The organism is Enterococcus sp. AZ103 (genome assembly GCF_051714685.1).
Classification (GTDB): Bacteria; Bacillota; Bacilli; order Lactobacillales; family Enterococcaceae; genus Enterococcus_A; species Enterococcus_A alishanensis.
On the sequence record NZ_JBIOSI010000002.1, the window covers coordinates 465,459 to 480,375 of the forward strand.

18 protein-coding genes are annotated in these 14,917 nt (G+C 36.3%); 8 read left to right on the top strand and 10 right to left on the bottom strand.

All coding sequences use genetic code 11. The annotated features are described in order from the left end of the window. Positions 1-23 precede the first annotated feature (23 nt). Complete coding sequence (locus ID741_RS16905) at positions 24-809, top strand: ankyrin repeat domain-containing protein (protein WP_438720891.1); 786 nt, start codon at positions 24-26, stop codon at positions 807-809. A 92-nt stretch (positions 810-901) separates the two neighbouring features. Next, the gene (locus ID741_RS16910; protein WP_438720892.1) at positions 902-1,720 is read left to right on the top strand and encodes a Cof-type HAD-IIB family hydrolase; all 819 of its coding nucleotides are present in this window, start codon (positions 902-904) and stop codon (positions 1,718-1,720) included. Between the two features lie 112 nt (positions 1,721-1,832). Here the strand turns inward: ID741_RS16910 and ID741_RS16915 are convergent, their stop codons facing one another. After that, positions 1,833-2,069 (bottom strand): hypothetical protein, encoded by a 237-nt coding sequence (locus tag ID741_RS16915; protein ID WP_438720893.1) that lies wholly within the window; start codon positions 2,067-2,069, stop codon positions 1,833-1,835. An 89-nt stretch (positions 2,070-2,158) separates the two neighbouring features. Then, positions 2,159-2,785 carry a TetR/AcrR family transcriptional regulator gene (locus ID741_RS16920; RefSeq protein ID WP_438720894.1) on the bottom strand — a complete coding sequence of 209 codons (627 nt, stop codon included), beginning with the start codon at positions 2,783-2,785 and terminating at the stop codon, positions 2,159-2,161. Between the two features lie 170 nt (positions 2,786-2,955). Between ID741_RS16920 and ID741_RS16925 the strand changes: the two genes are divergently transcribed. Beyond that, complete coding sequence (locus ID741_RS16925; protein WP_438720895.1) at positions 2,956-4,347, top strand: DHA2 family efflux MFS transporter permease subunit; 1,392 nt, start codon at positions 2,956-2,958, stop codon at positions 4,345-4,347. Between the two features lie 45 nt (positions 4,348-4,392). Here ID741_RS16925 and ID741_RS16930 read toward each other — a convergent pair whose 3' ends face one another. After that, positions 4,393-5,160, bottom strand: a complete 768-nt coding sequence (locus ID741_RS16930; protein WP_438720897.1) for a M23 family metallopeptidase — start codon at positions 5,158-5,160, stop codon at positions 4,393-4,395. Next, positions 5,144-5,758 (bottom strand): TetR/AcrR family transcriptional regulator, encoded by a 615-nt coding sequence (locus ID741_RS16935; protein ID WP_438720898.1) that lies wholly within the window; start codon positions 5,756-5,758, stop codon positions 5,144-5,146. Before ID741_RS16935 ends, ID741_RS16930 begins: the two co-directional genes overlap by 17 nt. 369 nt (positions 5,759-6,127) lie before the next feature. Between ID741_RS16935 and ID741_RS16940 the strand changes: the two genes are divergently transcribed. From ID741_RS16940 to ID741_RS16960, 5 genes are all read left to right on the top strand, one after another. After that, positions 6,128-6,709, top strand: a complete 582-nt coding sequence (locus tag ID741_RS16940; RefSeq protein ID WP_438720899.1) for a uracil-DNA glycosylase family protein — start codon at positions 6,128-6,130, stop codon at positions 6,707-6,709. Positions 6,710-6,888: 179 nt separating this feature from the next. Continuing rightward, the gene (locus tag ID741_RS16945) at positions 6,889-7,941 is read left to right on the top strand and encodes a zinc-binding dehydrogenase (RefSeq protein WP_438720900.1); all 1,053 of its coding nucleotides are present in this window, start codon (positions 6,889-6,891) and stop codon (positions 7,939-7,941) included. Positions 7,942-8,132: 191 nt separating this feature from the next. Beyond that, positions 8,133-8,318: a hypothetical protein gene (locus ID741_RS16950; protein ID WP_438720901.1), complete on the top strand. Its 186-nt coding sequence runs from the start codon at positions 8,133-8,135 to the stop codon at positions 8,316-8,318. A 115-nt stretch (positions 8,319-8,433) separates the two neighbouring features. Next, complete coding sequence (locus ID741_RS16955; RefSeq protein WP_438720902.1) at positions 8,434-8,631, top strand: hypothetical protein; 198 nt, start codon at positions 8,434-8,436, stop codon at positions 8,629-8,631. A gap of 88 nt (positions 8,632-8,719) precedes the next feature. Beyond that, positions 8,720-9,010: a hypothetical protein gene (locus ID741_RS16960; protein WP_438720903.1), complete on the top strand. Its 291-nt coding sequence runs from the start codon at positions 8,720-8,722 to the stop codon at positions 9,008-9,010. A 122-nt stretch (positions 9,011-9,132) separates the two neighbouring features. Here the strand turns inward: ID741_RS16960 and ID741_RS16965 are convergent, their stop codons facing one another. The 6 genes from ID741_RS16965 to ID741_RS16990 all read right to left on the bottom strand — a co-directional run bounded on the left by ID741_RS16965 (position 9,133) and on the right by ID741_RS16990 (position 14,889). Continuing rightward, positions 9,133-9,936: a metallophosphoesterase family protein gene (locus tag ID741_RS16965; RefSeq protein ID WP_438720904.1), complete on the bottom strand. Its 804-nt coding sequence runs from the start codon at positions 9,934-9,936 to the stop codon at positions 9,133-9,135. Then, positions 9,914-11,038, bottom strand: a complete 1,125-nt coding sequence (locus ID741_RS16970) for an ABC transporter ATP-binding protein (RefSeq protein WP_438720905.1) — start codon at positions 11,036-11,038, stop codon at positions 9,914-9,916. Before ID741_RS16970 ends, ID741_RS16965 begins: the two co-directional genes overlap by 23 nt. 15 nt (positions 11,039-11,053) lie before the next feature. Continuing rightward, complete coding sequence (locus ID741_RS16975) at positions 11,054-11,869, bottom strand: carbohydrate ABC transporter permease (RefSeq protein WP_438720906.1); 816 nt, start codon at positions 11,867-11,869, stop codon at positions 11,054-11,056. Beyond that, positions 11,859-12,731, bottom strand: coding sequence for a carbohydrate ABC transporter permease (locus ID741_RS16980; RefSeq protein ID WP_438720907.1), 873 nt, complete (start codon positions 12,729-12,731; stop codon positions 11,859-11,861). Before ID741_RS16980 ends, ID741_RS16975 begins: the two co-directional genes overlap by 11 nt. Positions 12,732-12,814: 83 nt before the next feature. Beyond that, on the bottom strand, positions 12,815-14,104 hold the full coding sequence (locus tag ID741_RS16985; RefSeq protein WP_438720908.1) for an ABC transporter substrate-binding protein: 1,290 nt from the start codon (positions 14,102-14,104) through the stop codon (positions 12,815-12,817). Between the two features lie 209 nt (positions 14,105-14,313). Further along, positions 14,314-14,889, bottom strand: coding sequence for a GNAT family N-acetyltransferase (locus tag ID741_RS16990; protein ID WP_438720909.1), 576 nt, complete (start codon positions 14,887-14,889; stop codon positions 14,314-14,316). Positions 14,890-14,917: the final 28 nt, after the last annotated feature.

Sequence of the window (14,917 nt, forward strand, 5' to 3'; positions counted from 1 at the left end):
ATAAATACCAAGGAGGAGACAAAATGACAGTAAAAAAAATAAAAAAATTAACCTACATTCTCACAATGACCATTCTTTTTCTAACTTTGTCTGGTTGTCAAAAGAATTCCCAAAATAGCACTTCCATTAGTTCAAGTACGCTACAATCTAGTGAAAAAGCACCTCAAGTAGATGCGTCTGAATCATCGGATAAACAAGAAGCTCCCCTTTATCCCAGTGGTAGCTTACTTCAAGCTGTAACAACAGGAGATTTAAATGAGACAACAAAAATTCTTAATTCCGATCACTATAATATTAATGAAGTTAATGAAAAAGCCGAAACAGCTTTAATGATTGCCGTTCATAATAATCAAATCGATATTGCTAAACAATTAATTGACGCTGGTGCTGATGTAAACAGCCAAGATACTCTTCAAGATAGTCCGTATCTTTACGCAGGTGCTGAGGGTCGGACTGAAATTCTTGCCTATATCCTCGCCCATGCGACACCAGATCAATCCATCGTCAATCGTTTTGGTGGGAATGCACTTATTCCCGCTGCAGAAAAAGGCCATCTTGAAAATGTAAAACTACTTTCAGCGGATAAACGGGTCAATATCAATCATCAAAATAATTATGGTTATACTGCCTTAATAGAAGCAATCGCTTTACGAGATGGATCGCAAGTTTATCAAGATATTGTTGCTGAATTACTAAGAAATGGCGCCGATCCGACGATAGTAGATAATTACGGGAAATCCGCTATAGATTATGCCCATCAACTAGGCTATCAAAATATCTCAAACTTGCTTACTACTACTGAGCAATAAATTTTTCTTGAAAGAATGCCACAGCTTAAACATGCTATAATTAGTGCAGTAATATTTAGCATCAACAATTTATTCTGAATGGAGAAAACAATATGAATCCTAATCCCCATGATATTAAATTAGTTGCCGTAGATATGGACGGCACTTTTGCTCGCAGTGATTATACTTATGATATTCCACGCTTCAAGGCTATTTTGGCTCGAATGAAAGCTGTTGGCTGTCAATTTGTCGTAGCCAGTGGTAATCAATACTATCAGCTGCGCTCACTTTTTCCTGATTATTATGATGAATTGAGTTTTGTGGCAGAAAACGGTGCTTTGGTCAAAGACAAGAAAGAAGTCCTTTTTTCTGGAAATATACCGAAAGAAACCATTTTGGCAGTCCTTGAATTAGTTAAAAAATATCCCGAAATCAAAAATGTCATGTGTGGTTTAAATAGCGCCTATTGTGAACGTGGAACCGTTAGTCAAGAATTTTTTCAGTTAACCAATATTTATTATCATAAATTAAAATGGGTCACTGATTTTGCCGAGGTAAACGACCAAATTTTAAAATTTGCGCCAACTGTTCCCGTGGAAAAAACAGATTATTACTGTGATTTATTTCGTGATGAACTAAAAGGCTCGTTAACTCCTACCAGCAGCGGTCATGGTTCAGTTGATTTAATCATTCCAGGTTGTCACAAAGCTGCCGGTTTAGAAAAATTAGTTCAACGATGGGACATTACTCCGGAGCAATGTGTCGCTTTTGGAGATGGCGGAAATGACCTCGAAATGCTGGACTATTGCGGGATCGGTTACGCAATGGATAATGCCCCTGCCAATGTAAAAAAAGTTGCCGATCAAGTTTGTCCTTCTAATGATAACGACGGCGTACTAGTTACCTTAGATGAATTGTTCCCAATTAATTAGAAAAAACAGCTCCACAAACCAATTAATGCAAATAAAAAAATTATTTTTCTATTTGTGATGATTATCCATCTTTGTTACACTATAAATGTCTGCTAAAACAGGCAAAGAACTTCTATCTAGAGGAGGTAGTCATTAGGGGACTACCTCTTTTTTGATGACAAAAAGAGCTCTCACATTTTTGCAAGAGCAAGATTTTCACTTTTTTAACAAACTTATTGATAAATGCTAATTCACCGCTAACAACTAAGAAAAATAAAAGCCCACTCGCCGACAAGTTCTTAGTCACATAAAAAAGTCCCCCAGCTAATATTAGTGCAATTAAAAATGCTATCCCTGATTCTTTATTCATTTTCTCCCCCTCTTTATAACAACCTAGATTTAATTGTAAATTGGTTTGGTTATCCTATTGGAAAAATGTAAAAAGAATCAAATATTTTTTTAAGTTAAATACGCCTTAATTAATAGATCAATGGCTGCAACTCCCGCTGAAATTATTTCCTCAGCTTCCTTTTCAGTATGCTCACTATACAGCACTTCATCCACCAAAGAGGTAATAAAATCAAAAATAATCGTGGACAATATTTTTATTTGCTGTGGATTGCTTTGATTAGCATAATATAAAAAATGTTCGTACGTGAGATGTTTCATCTTGTTTTGTTGTTCGCGGACAACTTTTTTTACTTCTGGCACTGTCATCGCCAACATCTCAATTTCTTGATGAAAGGCCTCATCCTCCACTGATATAAGTCGTTTAATTAAGTTTAATAACCATTTTTGAGTATCGGTTTTGAATAGCTCAAAGGATTGAGATTGATTGATTTCAGCAAAAATTGTCAAAAAAGTTTGATGGTACTCCTCGACTAATTCGATTAAAATATCTTCTTTGCTATTGTAATAAGCATACAAAGTGCCAATAGATAGACCGGCTTCTTTCGCAATTTCATTGGTAGACACATTAAAAAAATTTCTTTCAGAGAACAATTTTCGAGCAGTTGCTAAAATTTTCGCTTTTTTTTCGAGAGCTCTTTTTTGTAATGGTTTTCGAATTACTTTGTTTTCAGTCATGATTGCCCCTCCAATATTTCTATTATTTTACCTCTCAGCTAGAAAATATTCAATAAATCGAGTTAAAACTCATGAAATAAAAATTTTACATCACCTTTTTTTAGTATTATATTTGCAACACGATAAAAAAACTGAGTAATAACTCATATTTCGAAAAGTGGAGGCTTATCATGAATAAAAAAATTTTACTTACTGTTTCAATGTCGATTGGCATCTTTTTGGTGATGCTAGATACAACCATTATGAATATTGCTTTACCCGCAATTCAAAAAGGTTTGCAAATTGATTTAACTAAATTATCTTGGGCATTAAATGTCTATACGATAATTTTTGCTAGTTTGACCATTCCTTTAAGTAAATCAGGAGACATTTTTGGCAAAAATAAATTATTTCTTTTAGGTTTGTTTTTATTTGGTTTAGGTAGTTTTATGGCTGGAATTACCACATCTTTTTTGATTTTAATTGTCGACAGGGTCATTTCCAGTCTGGGAGCAGCACTATTGTTACCGTTGGGAAATACGATCGGGCTTTCTGCTTGGAAAATTGAAGATCGCTTTAAAATCGTGGCTATTTTAGGATTAACTCAAGGAGGCGCCGCAGCAATTGGACCAACCTTAGGAGGTATTTTGACTGATTCATTCAATTGGCATTGGATTTTTTTAATAAATCTGCCTCTTGTGGTTCTGGGACTAATTTTGTGTTTGACCACTTTAAATTTTAAACATGAAGAAAAAAGAAAAGAGAAGGTTGATATTAGTGGTAGTTTGCTTTCAATGCTCAGCTTATTTTTTATTACACTGGGATTAATAAAAGTTAGGGAGTGGGGTGTGGCTGATGCGCGCTTCATGACTTGTGTCTTTATAGGTGTGGTGCTATTTGGTCTATTTGTATTAGTCGAAAAGAAGGTCGCCTTTCCTATGATTGATTTGCAGCTTTTTAAAAATAAAAATTTTTCGCTGTCAGCTTTGGTGGCATTATTAGCCCAATTTTTCTACATCGGAGTGGTAGTCATTTTACCCACTTATTTAACAAATGTCTTTCATCAATCGGAATTGCAGGCCGCATTAATTCTGCTACCAATGTCAATCACGGTCTTCATTTTTGGTGGTTTAGGCAGCTTGGCCATTCACAAACTGGGACCGCGCCTATTAGTCTTTATCGGAATCATGTGTATTCTGATGGCCTACCTTTTCTTGGCTAATTTCAATGGACAAACAAAAAATTTATTATCGTTGGTTTTATTCATTCTGGGTATCGGCTTTGGTATTATTTCTGGCCCAATCAATGTGCTGGCTGCATCTAATTTACAAGGAAGCCTGCTGACCAGCTCTCAAAGTATTATTAGTGTGGTTCGTCAAATTGGTTCTGTATTAGGTGTATCCTTTTTTGTATCCAACATGACTGGTAACTTGACAGCGCTAAAAACATTTACCTTTTCAAAAATCAATCATGCCTACTTATCTATTTATCAAATTTGGCTACCGGTACTGGCACTTTTATTACTAATCGCCTTGGCATATCCTAAAAAAAGCGATTATTCAAACGATGCTACTATAGAATAAAGAAGCACTTGAGCATATTTGATAAATATATCCCCTCAAGTACTTTTACTCAAATAATATCCGTTCTTTTTTTGTGGGGATTCCATTAGTTTTCCTTAACCATCTGCCTTTTTGAAAAACTTGATAAGTGTCAAAAGCACAAGGGAGTCCTTTGGCATTGGCAATATCTAAACGATCCATGACCTGTAAATGTAGATGTGGGGCAAAAGAATTTCCTGAGTGACCGACTTTACCGATGATTTCACCAGTTTTTATCTGTTCACCGACAGCGACCTCAATCGAAGCTTGTTGAAGATGGCATAATGCTACAAAAATATTTTCCGCCATTTTGATTATCACGTAATTTCCAGCCACTTCTTGGACATTATTACGACTAGGGTGAAAATTTTGACCATTGTCTCTGGCTTTAGATAAATCTTTTCGTAAATTGGTTCGTTTGGCTTCAGGAAAACCATCTTTTGCAACCACAATTTCACCGTCACAAGGAGCATAGATTGTTTCTCCCCAGCAATAATAATCTTCTACCTGTATGCCTTTTTGTAAATACTTCAGCAATCCACCTTGGTAAGCTGGTTTTCCTAGTTTTTTCCAATCTAACTGAACAAAATCATAAGCGTAAGTCGTACCGAATTTATCCGAACCATGACTAGGAATTTGACTGCCAGGTGTATTTGGTGTATGCCATTGACCTTTTAACGGTGCTGATAAAATAACCAGATTTCCCATATTTATTTTCCTTTCAGTTGGCTTCATGACAAGAAATAAAATAGCTAGAGTCAACAACACCGCAATAATCTTATTCTTCGTCAACATAAAATAGCTTTCTCAATTCAGCAAGATACTCATCTAAAAGCTGTGTAGTCTTTGTTAGATCTAAAATTTCCTCATCCGCCAATAGCTCGTTAATCAAGCCTTGATTACTCCAAAGAATGATTTTTTTAGCCTTTTCGATATTTACATTTTCTCGGAATTTACTAGTATCGATATGCTTAAATAAATCTACTTGGCAATTAAAAGAGGCCTGATCTTCTTTACTTGCTAAAAAGCTATTAATCACTTCTGATTTGGTATTCCCTTTTAAATTTTCAATCAATAACACATCAGGATATGTTTGTAATATTTGAATTTGTAAAAGATACGATTGTCTCAGACGTACGAATACATCTTTTTGCTCGAGATCCAGCTTTAAATAATATTCCTGATGAATCAATTGATGAAAATAATCGTATACTAGCATAAATAATTCCTGTTTATTTTTTACATAATGAAACATCAAGCTTTTAGAAATACCAGATTTTTTAGCAATTTCATTAGTTGAAGCTTGATCAAATCCCCGCTGAGTAAATTCTTTTAAGGCAGCATTTAATAATGCTTCTTTTCGTTCCTTTGGCATATTTAATAACTGTTCCATCATATTCCTCCAACTGTATTGACCTGTTAGGACAAATTGAGTTTAGCAAAATTTACCTAACAGGTCAAATAGATAATGAAAAATTCGTTACCTATCATTTTATGTAAGACATTTTTTCTCTAAGCTTTTTTTGTATCTAATAAGCACAGATGCTAAAATAACTATAACTAAGAGGAGGGCGCAACCTATGTTTAAACGAGGAATTTTTGATTCATCAAAACGCATCAATATCCTTTATCGGAATCGCTTCTACTCTACTATCAGGTTACTGCGAATCTGATTTTTGACTTAATCAATTAGTATTTTAATAATCGAAACTTTTATTTGTTTTCGTTTCAAATATAAAAAACAATATCAGGAGTGATCCCTTTGCTTGAGAAAAATTTTGATCAATTTGTAAATGATTTAGAAAATTGTACTCGTTGCGCCAATATTTTAAATCCAGCACCAGTCTTTTTAGGCAATCAAGACGCCAAAATCGTCCACATCAGCCAAGCCCCTTCCTATAAAGTTTCTCAAACCAAAAAGCCTTTCACCGATGCTTCTGGAAAAAAGCTACGAGATGAATGGTATCAGGTGAATGAAGAAACTTTTTACGACCCGGCAAAATTTTGCTTTTTAGCAGTAGGCTTGTGTTATCCGGGAAAAAACAAAAGTGGAGGTGACAAACAACCGCCAACTATTTGTTCAAAATTATGGTTAGATCCTGCTCTTGATTATCTACAAAACAAGTTATTTATTTTGGTTGGCAATAAAGCCGCACAGCATTTTTTTAAAGGACAAGATTTTGCTGAATTGATTTTCCAAACCCAAGAAATTCATGGCAAACCAACGATTGTTTTGCCGCATCCCTCTCCTTTAAATATCAAATGGTTCAAAGACCATCCAGATTTTTATCAGTATCGCTTACCAGAAATTCGTGCAATGGTACAAACAATGCTCGAAAAATAAACAGCTGCGAAGATTCGCGGTTGTTTTTTTTAAGGTAATAATAGCAAACCTTTTTTCTAACAGTAGAATCTTGAACGCCCTCTTTATTTTTGACATAATTTATTTTCATTTTCCCCTTGACTTAAAGTCCACTTTAACGAGTACACTAAATTTATCTTATACAAGAAAGTAGGAATTTTATGAAATCTGCAATTTTTGAAAAAGCCGGACTAGTATCGGTGGAAGAAGTTGAAAAACCAACCATTCAAGCAAATGATGATGTCATCATCAAAATCGTTCGTGCCTGTGTTTGTGGCTCTGATTTATGGTCTTATGCCCACGGTGACAATAAAGAACCTCATTCTGTCAATGATGGTCATGAAGCTTTAGGAATCGTTGAGGAAATTGGTTCAGAAATTACCACAGTAAAACCTGGCGACTTTGTTATCGTACCATTTACCCACGGCTGTGGTGAATGTGATGCTTGTCGAGCTGGTTTTGATGGTACTTGTGACCGCCACAAAGGCGCAACCAATTGGTCAAATGGTTTCCAATCTGAATACGTGCGTTTTCATTATGGTAACTGGGCGTTGGTAAAAGTTCCTGGACAACCAGCAGACTATACAGAAGGCATGATTAAATCACTTTTGACTTTAGCAGATGTAATGCCAACAGGTTATCATGCGGCGCGTTGTGCTCATGTTGAAAAAGGTGATAAAGTTGTCGTTATTGGCGATGGTGCAGTTGGACAATGTGCTGTTATTGCCGCAAAAATGCGGGGTGCTTCACAAATTGTGCTGATGAGCCGTCATCAAGATCGGCAAGAGATGGCCTTAGCATCTGGCGCGACAGCGGTTGTAGCAGAACGTGGCGAAGAAGGAATCGCTAAAGTTCGTGAAATTCTGGGAGGCGGTGCTGATGCTGCCCTTGAATGTGTTGGAACAGGCCCAGCAATTGAGCAAGCGTTGGGTGTCTTACACAATGGTGGACGAATTGGCTATGTGGGGGTTCCTCATTACAATGACCGCCCTATCGGTTCAACTTTTGCCCAAAATATTTCAATTGCCGGTGGTTCTGCTTCAGTAACAACTTACGACAAGCAAATTTTACTAAAAGCTGTACTTGATGGCGACATCAATCCAGGTCGGGTGTTTACTCAAACTTATGATTTAGCAGATATTAATCAAGCCTACACTGATATGCAAGAAAGAAAAACAATTAAATCTATGGTTGTTGTTTCTGATCTTGTTTAAAGACCAATTTACCAAGAAAAAACAATCCGTATTGAAACGAATTCAAGTAGATTTTATGGAGTGGAGAAATCCGCTCCTTTTTTAGTTAATTTTTTGTAAAGTGATTTTCTCTTAAAGCCTCCTCCAAAAAACATCTATTTAACACATTTTTTTATGTTATAATGAATAAAAATAGAAAAGGTGGTATCACAATGGGGAAAATTGAAGAAATTAAGTTTATTGAGGCCGGCAAACCTGCTGACTACGAAAAAGCTGTATCAGAAGCTATCAAAGAATTGCAATCGAAAGATTTAACCGTAGAAATCAATCCTACTATGGCAGCTGCTCAAGAAGGTGTCGGTTATATGTATTCTGCAGTTATTGTAGGAAGAAAATAAGCATAGGTTTACTTAGCGTAAAATCTCATAACCAAGACTAAAGTTGGATAGCTTCTTTTTATGATTGCTGTAAAATTTAGTTATAAGATTTACAGCAATTTTAGGGGGTATAGGTATGATTAATAATCGATTCGTCGTTCGAAAATGGGCTTTGGTTGTGGCGGTAGTTTTAACTGTTTTAGCAGTAGTTGATTTATTTATTGGAAATTTTAGCCCGTTGGGAATGAATTTCTTTTTTAAACAATTAATTATTATTGGGAAGTTACTCCTCCCTCTGTGTTTTTATGTGCTAGCTTTTAAACCAAAAAAATAACCTCTGGCTGTCTTTCATTAGGCAGTTTTTTTGTGCAATAGTATCGCTAATTGATATAATTTAACTAAGAGCTGAAAGGAAGATGACTATGACTTTTCTTGCCATTCTTGCTGGGATCGGTGCAATTTTTAATTATTATGCTGTCACTGCTGGAATCTATTCGTTATTTTTAGCAATCTTTTTGCAAATCCTTTTATTATTACTAGCAATTATTGCCGGGATTGGCTTTCGTGGTCAGCGTTTCCGTCGTAGCTATGATGGCGGTTGGTACAAAGTTGCCACCGTTCATTTTGCCTTGATTATGATTTCTTTACTAGGAAATTTAGCTATCTTCATCGTCTTTATTTTAAATCAGCTAGGATATTTGTCAGGATTTTAAGGGTAGTTTTATTTATGTGGTTTAGATCATCTTTCCCCGCTACTTTATACAAGCTAAATAAACCAGTTGCCAAAATCAGAGTGATTGGCAACTGGTTTATTGATATTTTTAGACCAAGATCCCTAGTGATTACCGATAATCGGTTTGTCCATTCTTCCAAGCTCGGTCTGCTGTGGAGAAAGTAAATGCTGATAAGTATATAGTTTCCCTTCTGTTAAACTACAGCTTGTATAACCTGTTCGGTCGGTAAATAGCGAATAATCAGGAAACTCATCAACGCCAAAAGACAAGGCTTCTGCCATTATTTGTTTTTTACCAGCAAATTCTCCACTGCTAGCTTGATGGATATGCCCGACAAAAATCCCTATAATATCACTTTTCGCAATCACTTCTTCAAATCCAGCAGGAAGTTTGGTAGCAATCGCAGGATCTTCCCAGGCTAATGGATGATGAACTAACAAAATAGTTCCTTTTTCTGCCGGCTTTGCCAACCATTTTTCCAATTGAGCCAGCTGACTATCAGAAATTTTTCCTTCATGATGATCATCTTGAGCAGAGTCCAAGCTAATAATTCTTAGACCACGTATTTCGGTACAATTTAAATACTCTTGGGAATCATTTGCCTCAACCCCCATACCTTCGAAGAAAATAGCTCGTCGATCGTGATTGCCGCGACAAAAAAAGTAAGGTGTTGTTGGTAAATAATGATCTAACATTTTTCGTAACGTTTGATAATCAGATATTTCACCCTCATGTACCAAATCTCCAGTCAATAACACAAAGTCATAATCCGTCAAAGGTAAACTTTGTAATAACTGTTCTAATGCTAAGCGAGGATTTTGAGTCTTGGAAAACATCGCTGCAGTAAAATCATTGGTTTGATAATTTTCTCTGAAATGGGAATCAGATAGATGCAAAAAGCGCATGGATGTTGCCTCCTTCTTCTGTTAAATAATTTGGATAACCGAGATTCTCTGTTGTGCGATAATCAAAAAAGTGGATTTTTTCTGCTTTCAAAGCCAGGTTAACGTTGTCGCCAATTTGCCAGTCGGGACGTTCATCCAAAACAATCATTTCCAAAACGCCTACCTGAACAGTGTAGGCATAACTTTGTCCCAAAAGCTCGCGATATTTAATTTGACCTTTTAATTGACTAGTTTCTTTGGTAAAACTTAAATGTTCAGGACGAATTCCTAAATAAACTGCACCGTTAACATTAGCTAATTTCTTTTGCCATGCAGGGTTTAATGGTAAAAACTGATTAGCAAACTTAATAGTCCCTTGATCATAAGTAACTTCCAACACATTCATTCCTGGTGAGCCGATAAAATTTGCGGTAAAAGTATTACTTGGCTTGGCATAGACATTTTGTGGTGTATCCACCATTTGAATTTTTCCTTCATTTAATAAAACGATTCGATCTGCCAAAGTCATTGCTTCGATTTGATCATGAGTGACATAAACAAAGGTCTGCTGATAACGTTGATGAATCTTCACCAATTCTTTACGCGCATCTAAACGTAAGCGCACATCTAAATTCGATAACGGTTCATCTAACAGAAAATAGTCACTGCGTTTAACAACTGCACGAGCTAACGCCACCCTTTGTCTTTGACCACCCGATAAATCTTTTGGTAAACGATCTTTATAAGGCGTTAATCCCAGCATATCTAGCGCTTCTTCCAAACGAAGCTGAATATCTGCAGCCTTGAGTTTATTTGCCTTTAAAGCAAAAGTAATATTTTCGCTAACTGTCATATGGGGATATAAAGCATAATTTTGAAAAACCATAGCGATTTCTCGCTCGCCGCAGGGCATTTGATTCGCTGCTTGGGTTCCTAAAAATAATTCCCCGCTAGTTATTTTTTCCAAACCAGCAATCATCCGTAGCAAGGTGGATTTCCCAGAGCCAGAAGGACCTAACAAAACAATCCGTTCTCCTGCTGCAACAGCTAAATCAATTTCTTGCAGGATTGTTTGGTCCCCATATTTTTTCCCTATTTTTCGTAACTCAATCGTTTTTCCCATGAAAATTCCTCCAATTTATTTGATACCCGCAGAAACAAATGTCCCGATAATATATTTTTGAAAAATGGCATACAGCACCAGCGGTACAAACATCGTAATTAAACTGATGGACATGGCTACCGTAAAATTTGTTCCTCCTTCTGAACTGATATAAGTTTGCATCGCCAGCGGTAGCGTATAATTTTCCACTGTCCGCAAAATTAAAACCGGCCAAACATACTCATTCCATGAAGTAATAAAAAACCAGATTCCGGTAGAAGTAATCGCATGTCGCGTTAGCGGAAAAACAATTTTCCCCATAATCGCAGGCTGTTTGATATTATCTAAGGCTGCAACATCTAATAAACTAGCAGGAATTTCCCGCATGGTTTGTGTCAGTAGAAAAATCCCCATGGCATCTGCAAATTGCGGTAAAATCACACCCCAAGTAGTATTAATTAAATTTAACTTTGCAATCAATAAGTAATTAGGAATCATTGAAACTGTAAAAGGAATAAACATCGTCCCAATAATTACTAAATACCAGATTTTTTTGCCTTTTATTCGACAATACGTAAAACTGTAGGCTGCAAAAAAAGCGACTACCAGCTTAACCACTGTTATGACACTAGCAATAAAAAAGGTATTACCAGTAATTTTTAAGATCGGCAGATTGTCAAACAAATATCGAAAGTTCTCTAACGTAAAAGGCTGCGGGATCAAACTAGTAATCGTCTGATATGCTTCTTTCAAAGGCTTAAAAGAATTGGCGATGATAAATAGTAAAGGATAAATAATGATTATTAAAATGACAATAAATAATAGATGGGGCAATAATCGTTTAATTTTCATAGTAAACTCCTTTTTCAACAAATTTGAAAATCAAACCTAAGAAAACGGCAAAGATTATCAAGGTCAATACTGAAATTGCCGAAGACTCCCCAACTTTGTACATTTCAAAAGCCTTTTGATAGGCATAATAAATCACGTTGGCACTCCCGTTATTGGGGCCGCCGCGGGTGATAATCTTGATTGGTGTAAAAACATACTGTAGTCCTTGCACAATCGTCATGACTAATAAATATAAGCCCGTTGAACTACTCATAGGCAAAACAATCTTAAAAAATATTCGCCACATAGGTACCCGATCCAGCTTTGCGGCTTCAATCATTTCACGATCGATTCCGACAACTGCTGCAAAAATGACAATAAAATTATAACCAAAAACTTTCCAAGCAGTGATACCAGCAATCACTGCAATTACCCATCCTTGAAAATTCATCCACATTGGTAACTTCAAACCAAAATGACCTAATAAGATGGCGATTGGTCCAGACACTGGATTCAAGATCCAAGTAAAAACCATCCCTGCTACCACTAGCGAAATTACTGCGGGAATAAAAAATAGTGGCTTATAAAAATTTTGCCATTTCTCCACTACTACCCCTAAAAGAAAGGAAACAATGTATGGAACAACACAACTTAATAAAACAAAAAGAATCGTATAAACCAAAGTATTTTTCAACACTTTATGAAAAACTGGATCAGTCAAGACCTTACTGTAATTAGCAAAGCCAACAAAATCTTTGGTAGGCGAAACCATATTCCAATCAAAAAAACTTAAATAAATCGTATAGATCAAAGGATAAAAAACAAAAATTCCCAGCAGAATAACCGCTGGTGCCAAGTAAATATAACCGATGTAACGCTTCATCAAAGGCAAACTCCTTATGTAAAGCAGTCAGTTAGCAGATGAAAAATTCCTGTTTTTCCTACTAACTTGACTGCTTATTATTCTTATTTGAGTAACTGATTGATTTCTTTTTGAGTTGCTTTCATAGTGTCGCTCACATCGTCACCAGCTAAAATCTTATCTCGCATATCTAACAACTTTTGTTCGGCTTCTAAGCCAGCATCTCCAGGGAAAGAACTCCAGCTGACCATCTTATCCATTTGATCAATCGCCGGTGTCATCATTTGATTTTCAGCCAGAAAAGTTTTTAAACCATCTTCTGCATCAGCCACATCTTTTCTTGGTGGTAAGTAGCCTGTACCTTCTGTCCATCTCGCCATTGATTCAACGCTGTAAAGATACTGTAAAAAGTCCCAAGTGGCTGCTTTTTTCTCATCTGTTTGAGAAGTCACTGCCAACATTGCGCCACCAGCTGGCAACTTCACTTCTTTTCCTTGCCAACTAGGGGACTCGACCGCGGTTGCTACAAAAGGACTGTTGCTTTGAATATTGTTTCTTTGAGCAATTGTCGTGTAAACCATCCCCACACTGCCATCTATAAAACTTTGCACACCTTGTTCCCAAGTCGTATGAAGAGCAGTTTCATCTTCCACCATACCTTGATACAATTCATAAGCCGCAATACCATCATTAGAAGCAAACGCTGCTTTTCCATTTTTGATAACGTTAGCGCCATTACTTTCTAAAATGGCTTGCTGAGCCCAATTATCAGCGGGTTCTTGGATATATACACCGTAATTGCCGGTTTGTTCTTTAATTGCTTGTGAAAAACTCTGAACTTCTTCCCAAGTTTTGGGACCATTTTCGTCTAAACCAGCTGCTTTTAACATATCTTGATTTAAATACAATACCGGATTACTAATCGAATAAGGAATCCCAACTTGTTTGCCATCCTTTTCCGACAGCGCCATAATATTATCTAAGAAGTGATCTTTAAAAAAATCAGCATTATCAGGATCAACCTCTTCAACTAATGATTGTGGGTCAGTGTATTCAAAATTCTCGGCAAAATAATCTTTAAATGCCCAGCCAACTTGCACCACATCAGGTACTTCATTAGATGCAACCGAAGCTTGTAAATTTTGCATTAATCCTTTGTACATATCAGGATTATATTTGGCAACAACCTTTACTTTGTCCTGTGACTGATTGTAATCTTCCACCAATTCATTAACCGTTTTTCCCCCTTGGGTATCTGCATTGACATGCCAATACTCAATTGTTACGGGCTCATTGGATTTTTTGGTCGTATCAGCATTGCCACTACCACAAGCTGCCAGTCCCAAAATACTCAAGGCTGAAACGGCACCCAAAATCATTCTTTTCTTAAACATTGATTCCCTCCTAATTTACAATCTTGACTATTTCTCTAGCCAAAATCAGTATAAAGAACCTACGTAAATTTAATGAAAAAGTTTTGTAAATTTTCAGTATTGTTTTGGTTTAAAATAATTTCCTCTAGAAAAAGCCTCACAACTTCCTACTAAAGTTACTAAGTCTCTAAAGATAGAAATAAAAAAAGAACGACAAAAAAAGCCCATTCTCATGGACTTTTCTTCCCTCTATATTGTTCTTTGGTTAATTGATAAATTACCCACGTAATCATTTTTCCGGTTTCTTTGGGATCTTTATCGCTATAAGGCATGGTGGCGATTTTTTCTAGCCCACTTTTGGTTAACACTCTACCAGACGCTGTATTCTCCAGTTGGTGTTTGGCAATTAAGCGATTAAAACCGATTTCTTCAAAGCCCGTCACAAGCAACTGACGACATGCTTCAGTCGCTAGTCCTTGCCCCCAATATTTTTTATTGAGAATATAACCTAATTCACCAGTCATCATATCCTCATTTAGATCATGATAATCCAAGGTACCGATCATTTTACGATTTTTCTTTAAAACCATTGCATATTTCCCAAGTGGCTCGGCAAGGTAAAAACGGGCTAAATCATGTTTGGTACGATTTAAATTTTGATGGGTGGGAAATACAAAACGGGTATTTTCTTCATCGCCGGCATATTCCAACATGTCATCGGCATCAGTTATTACCAAAGGGCGTAAAATAAGTCGTTCCGTCTCGATCTGTCGGTGTTCATAAAGCTTTAAATATAATTGATTCATTCTTTCAACTCCTCAAAAAAACTGCTAT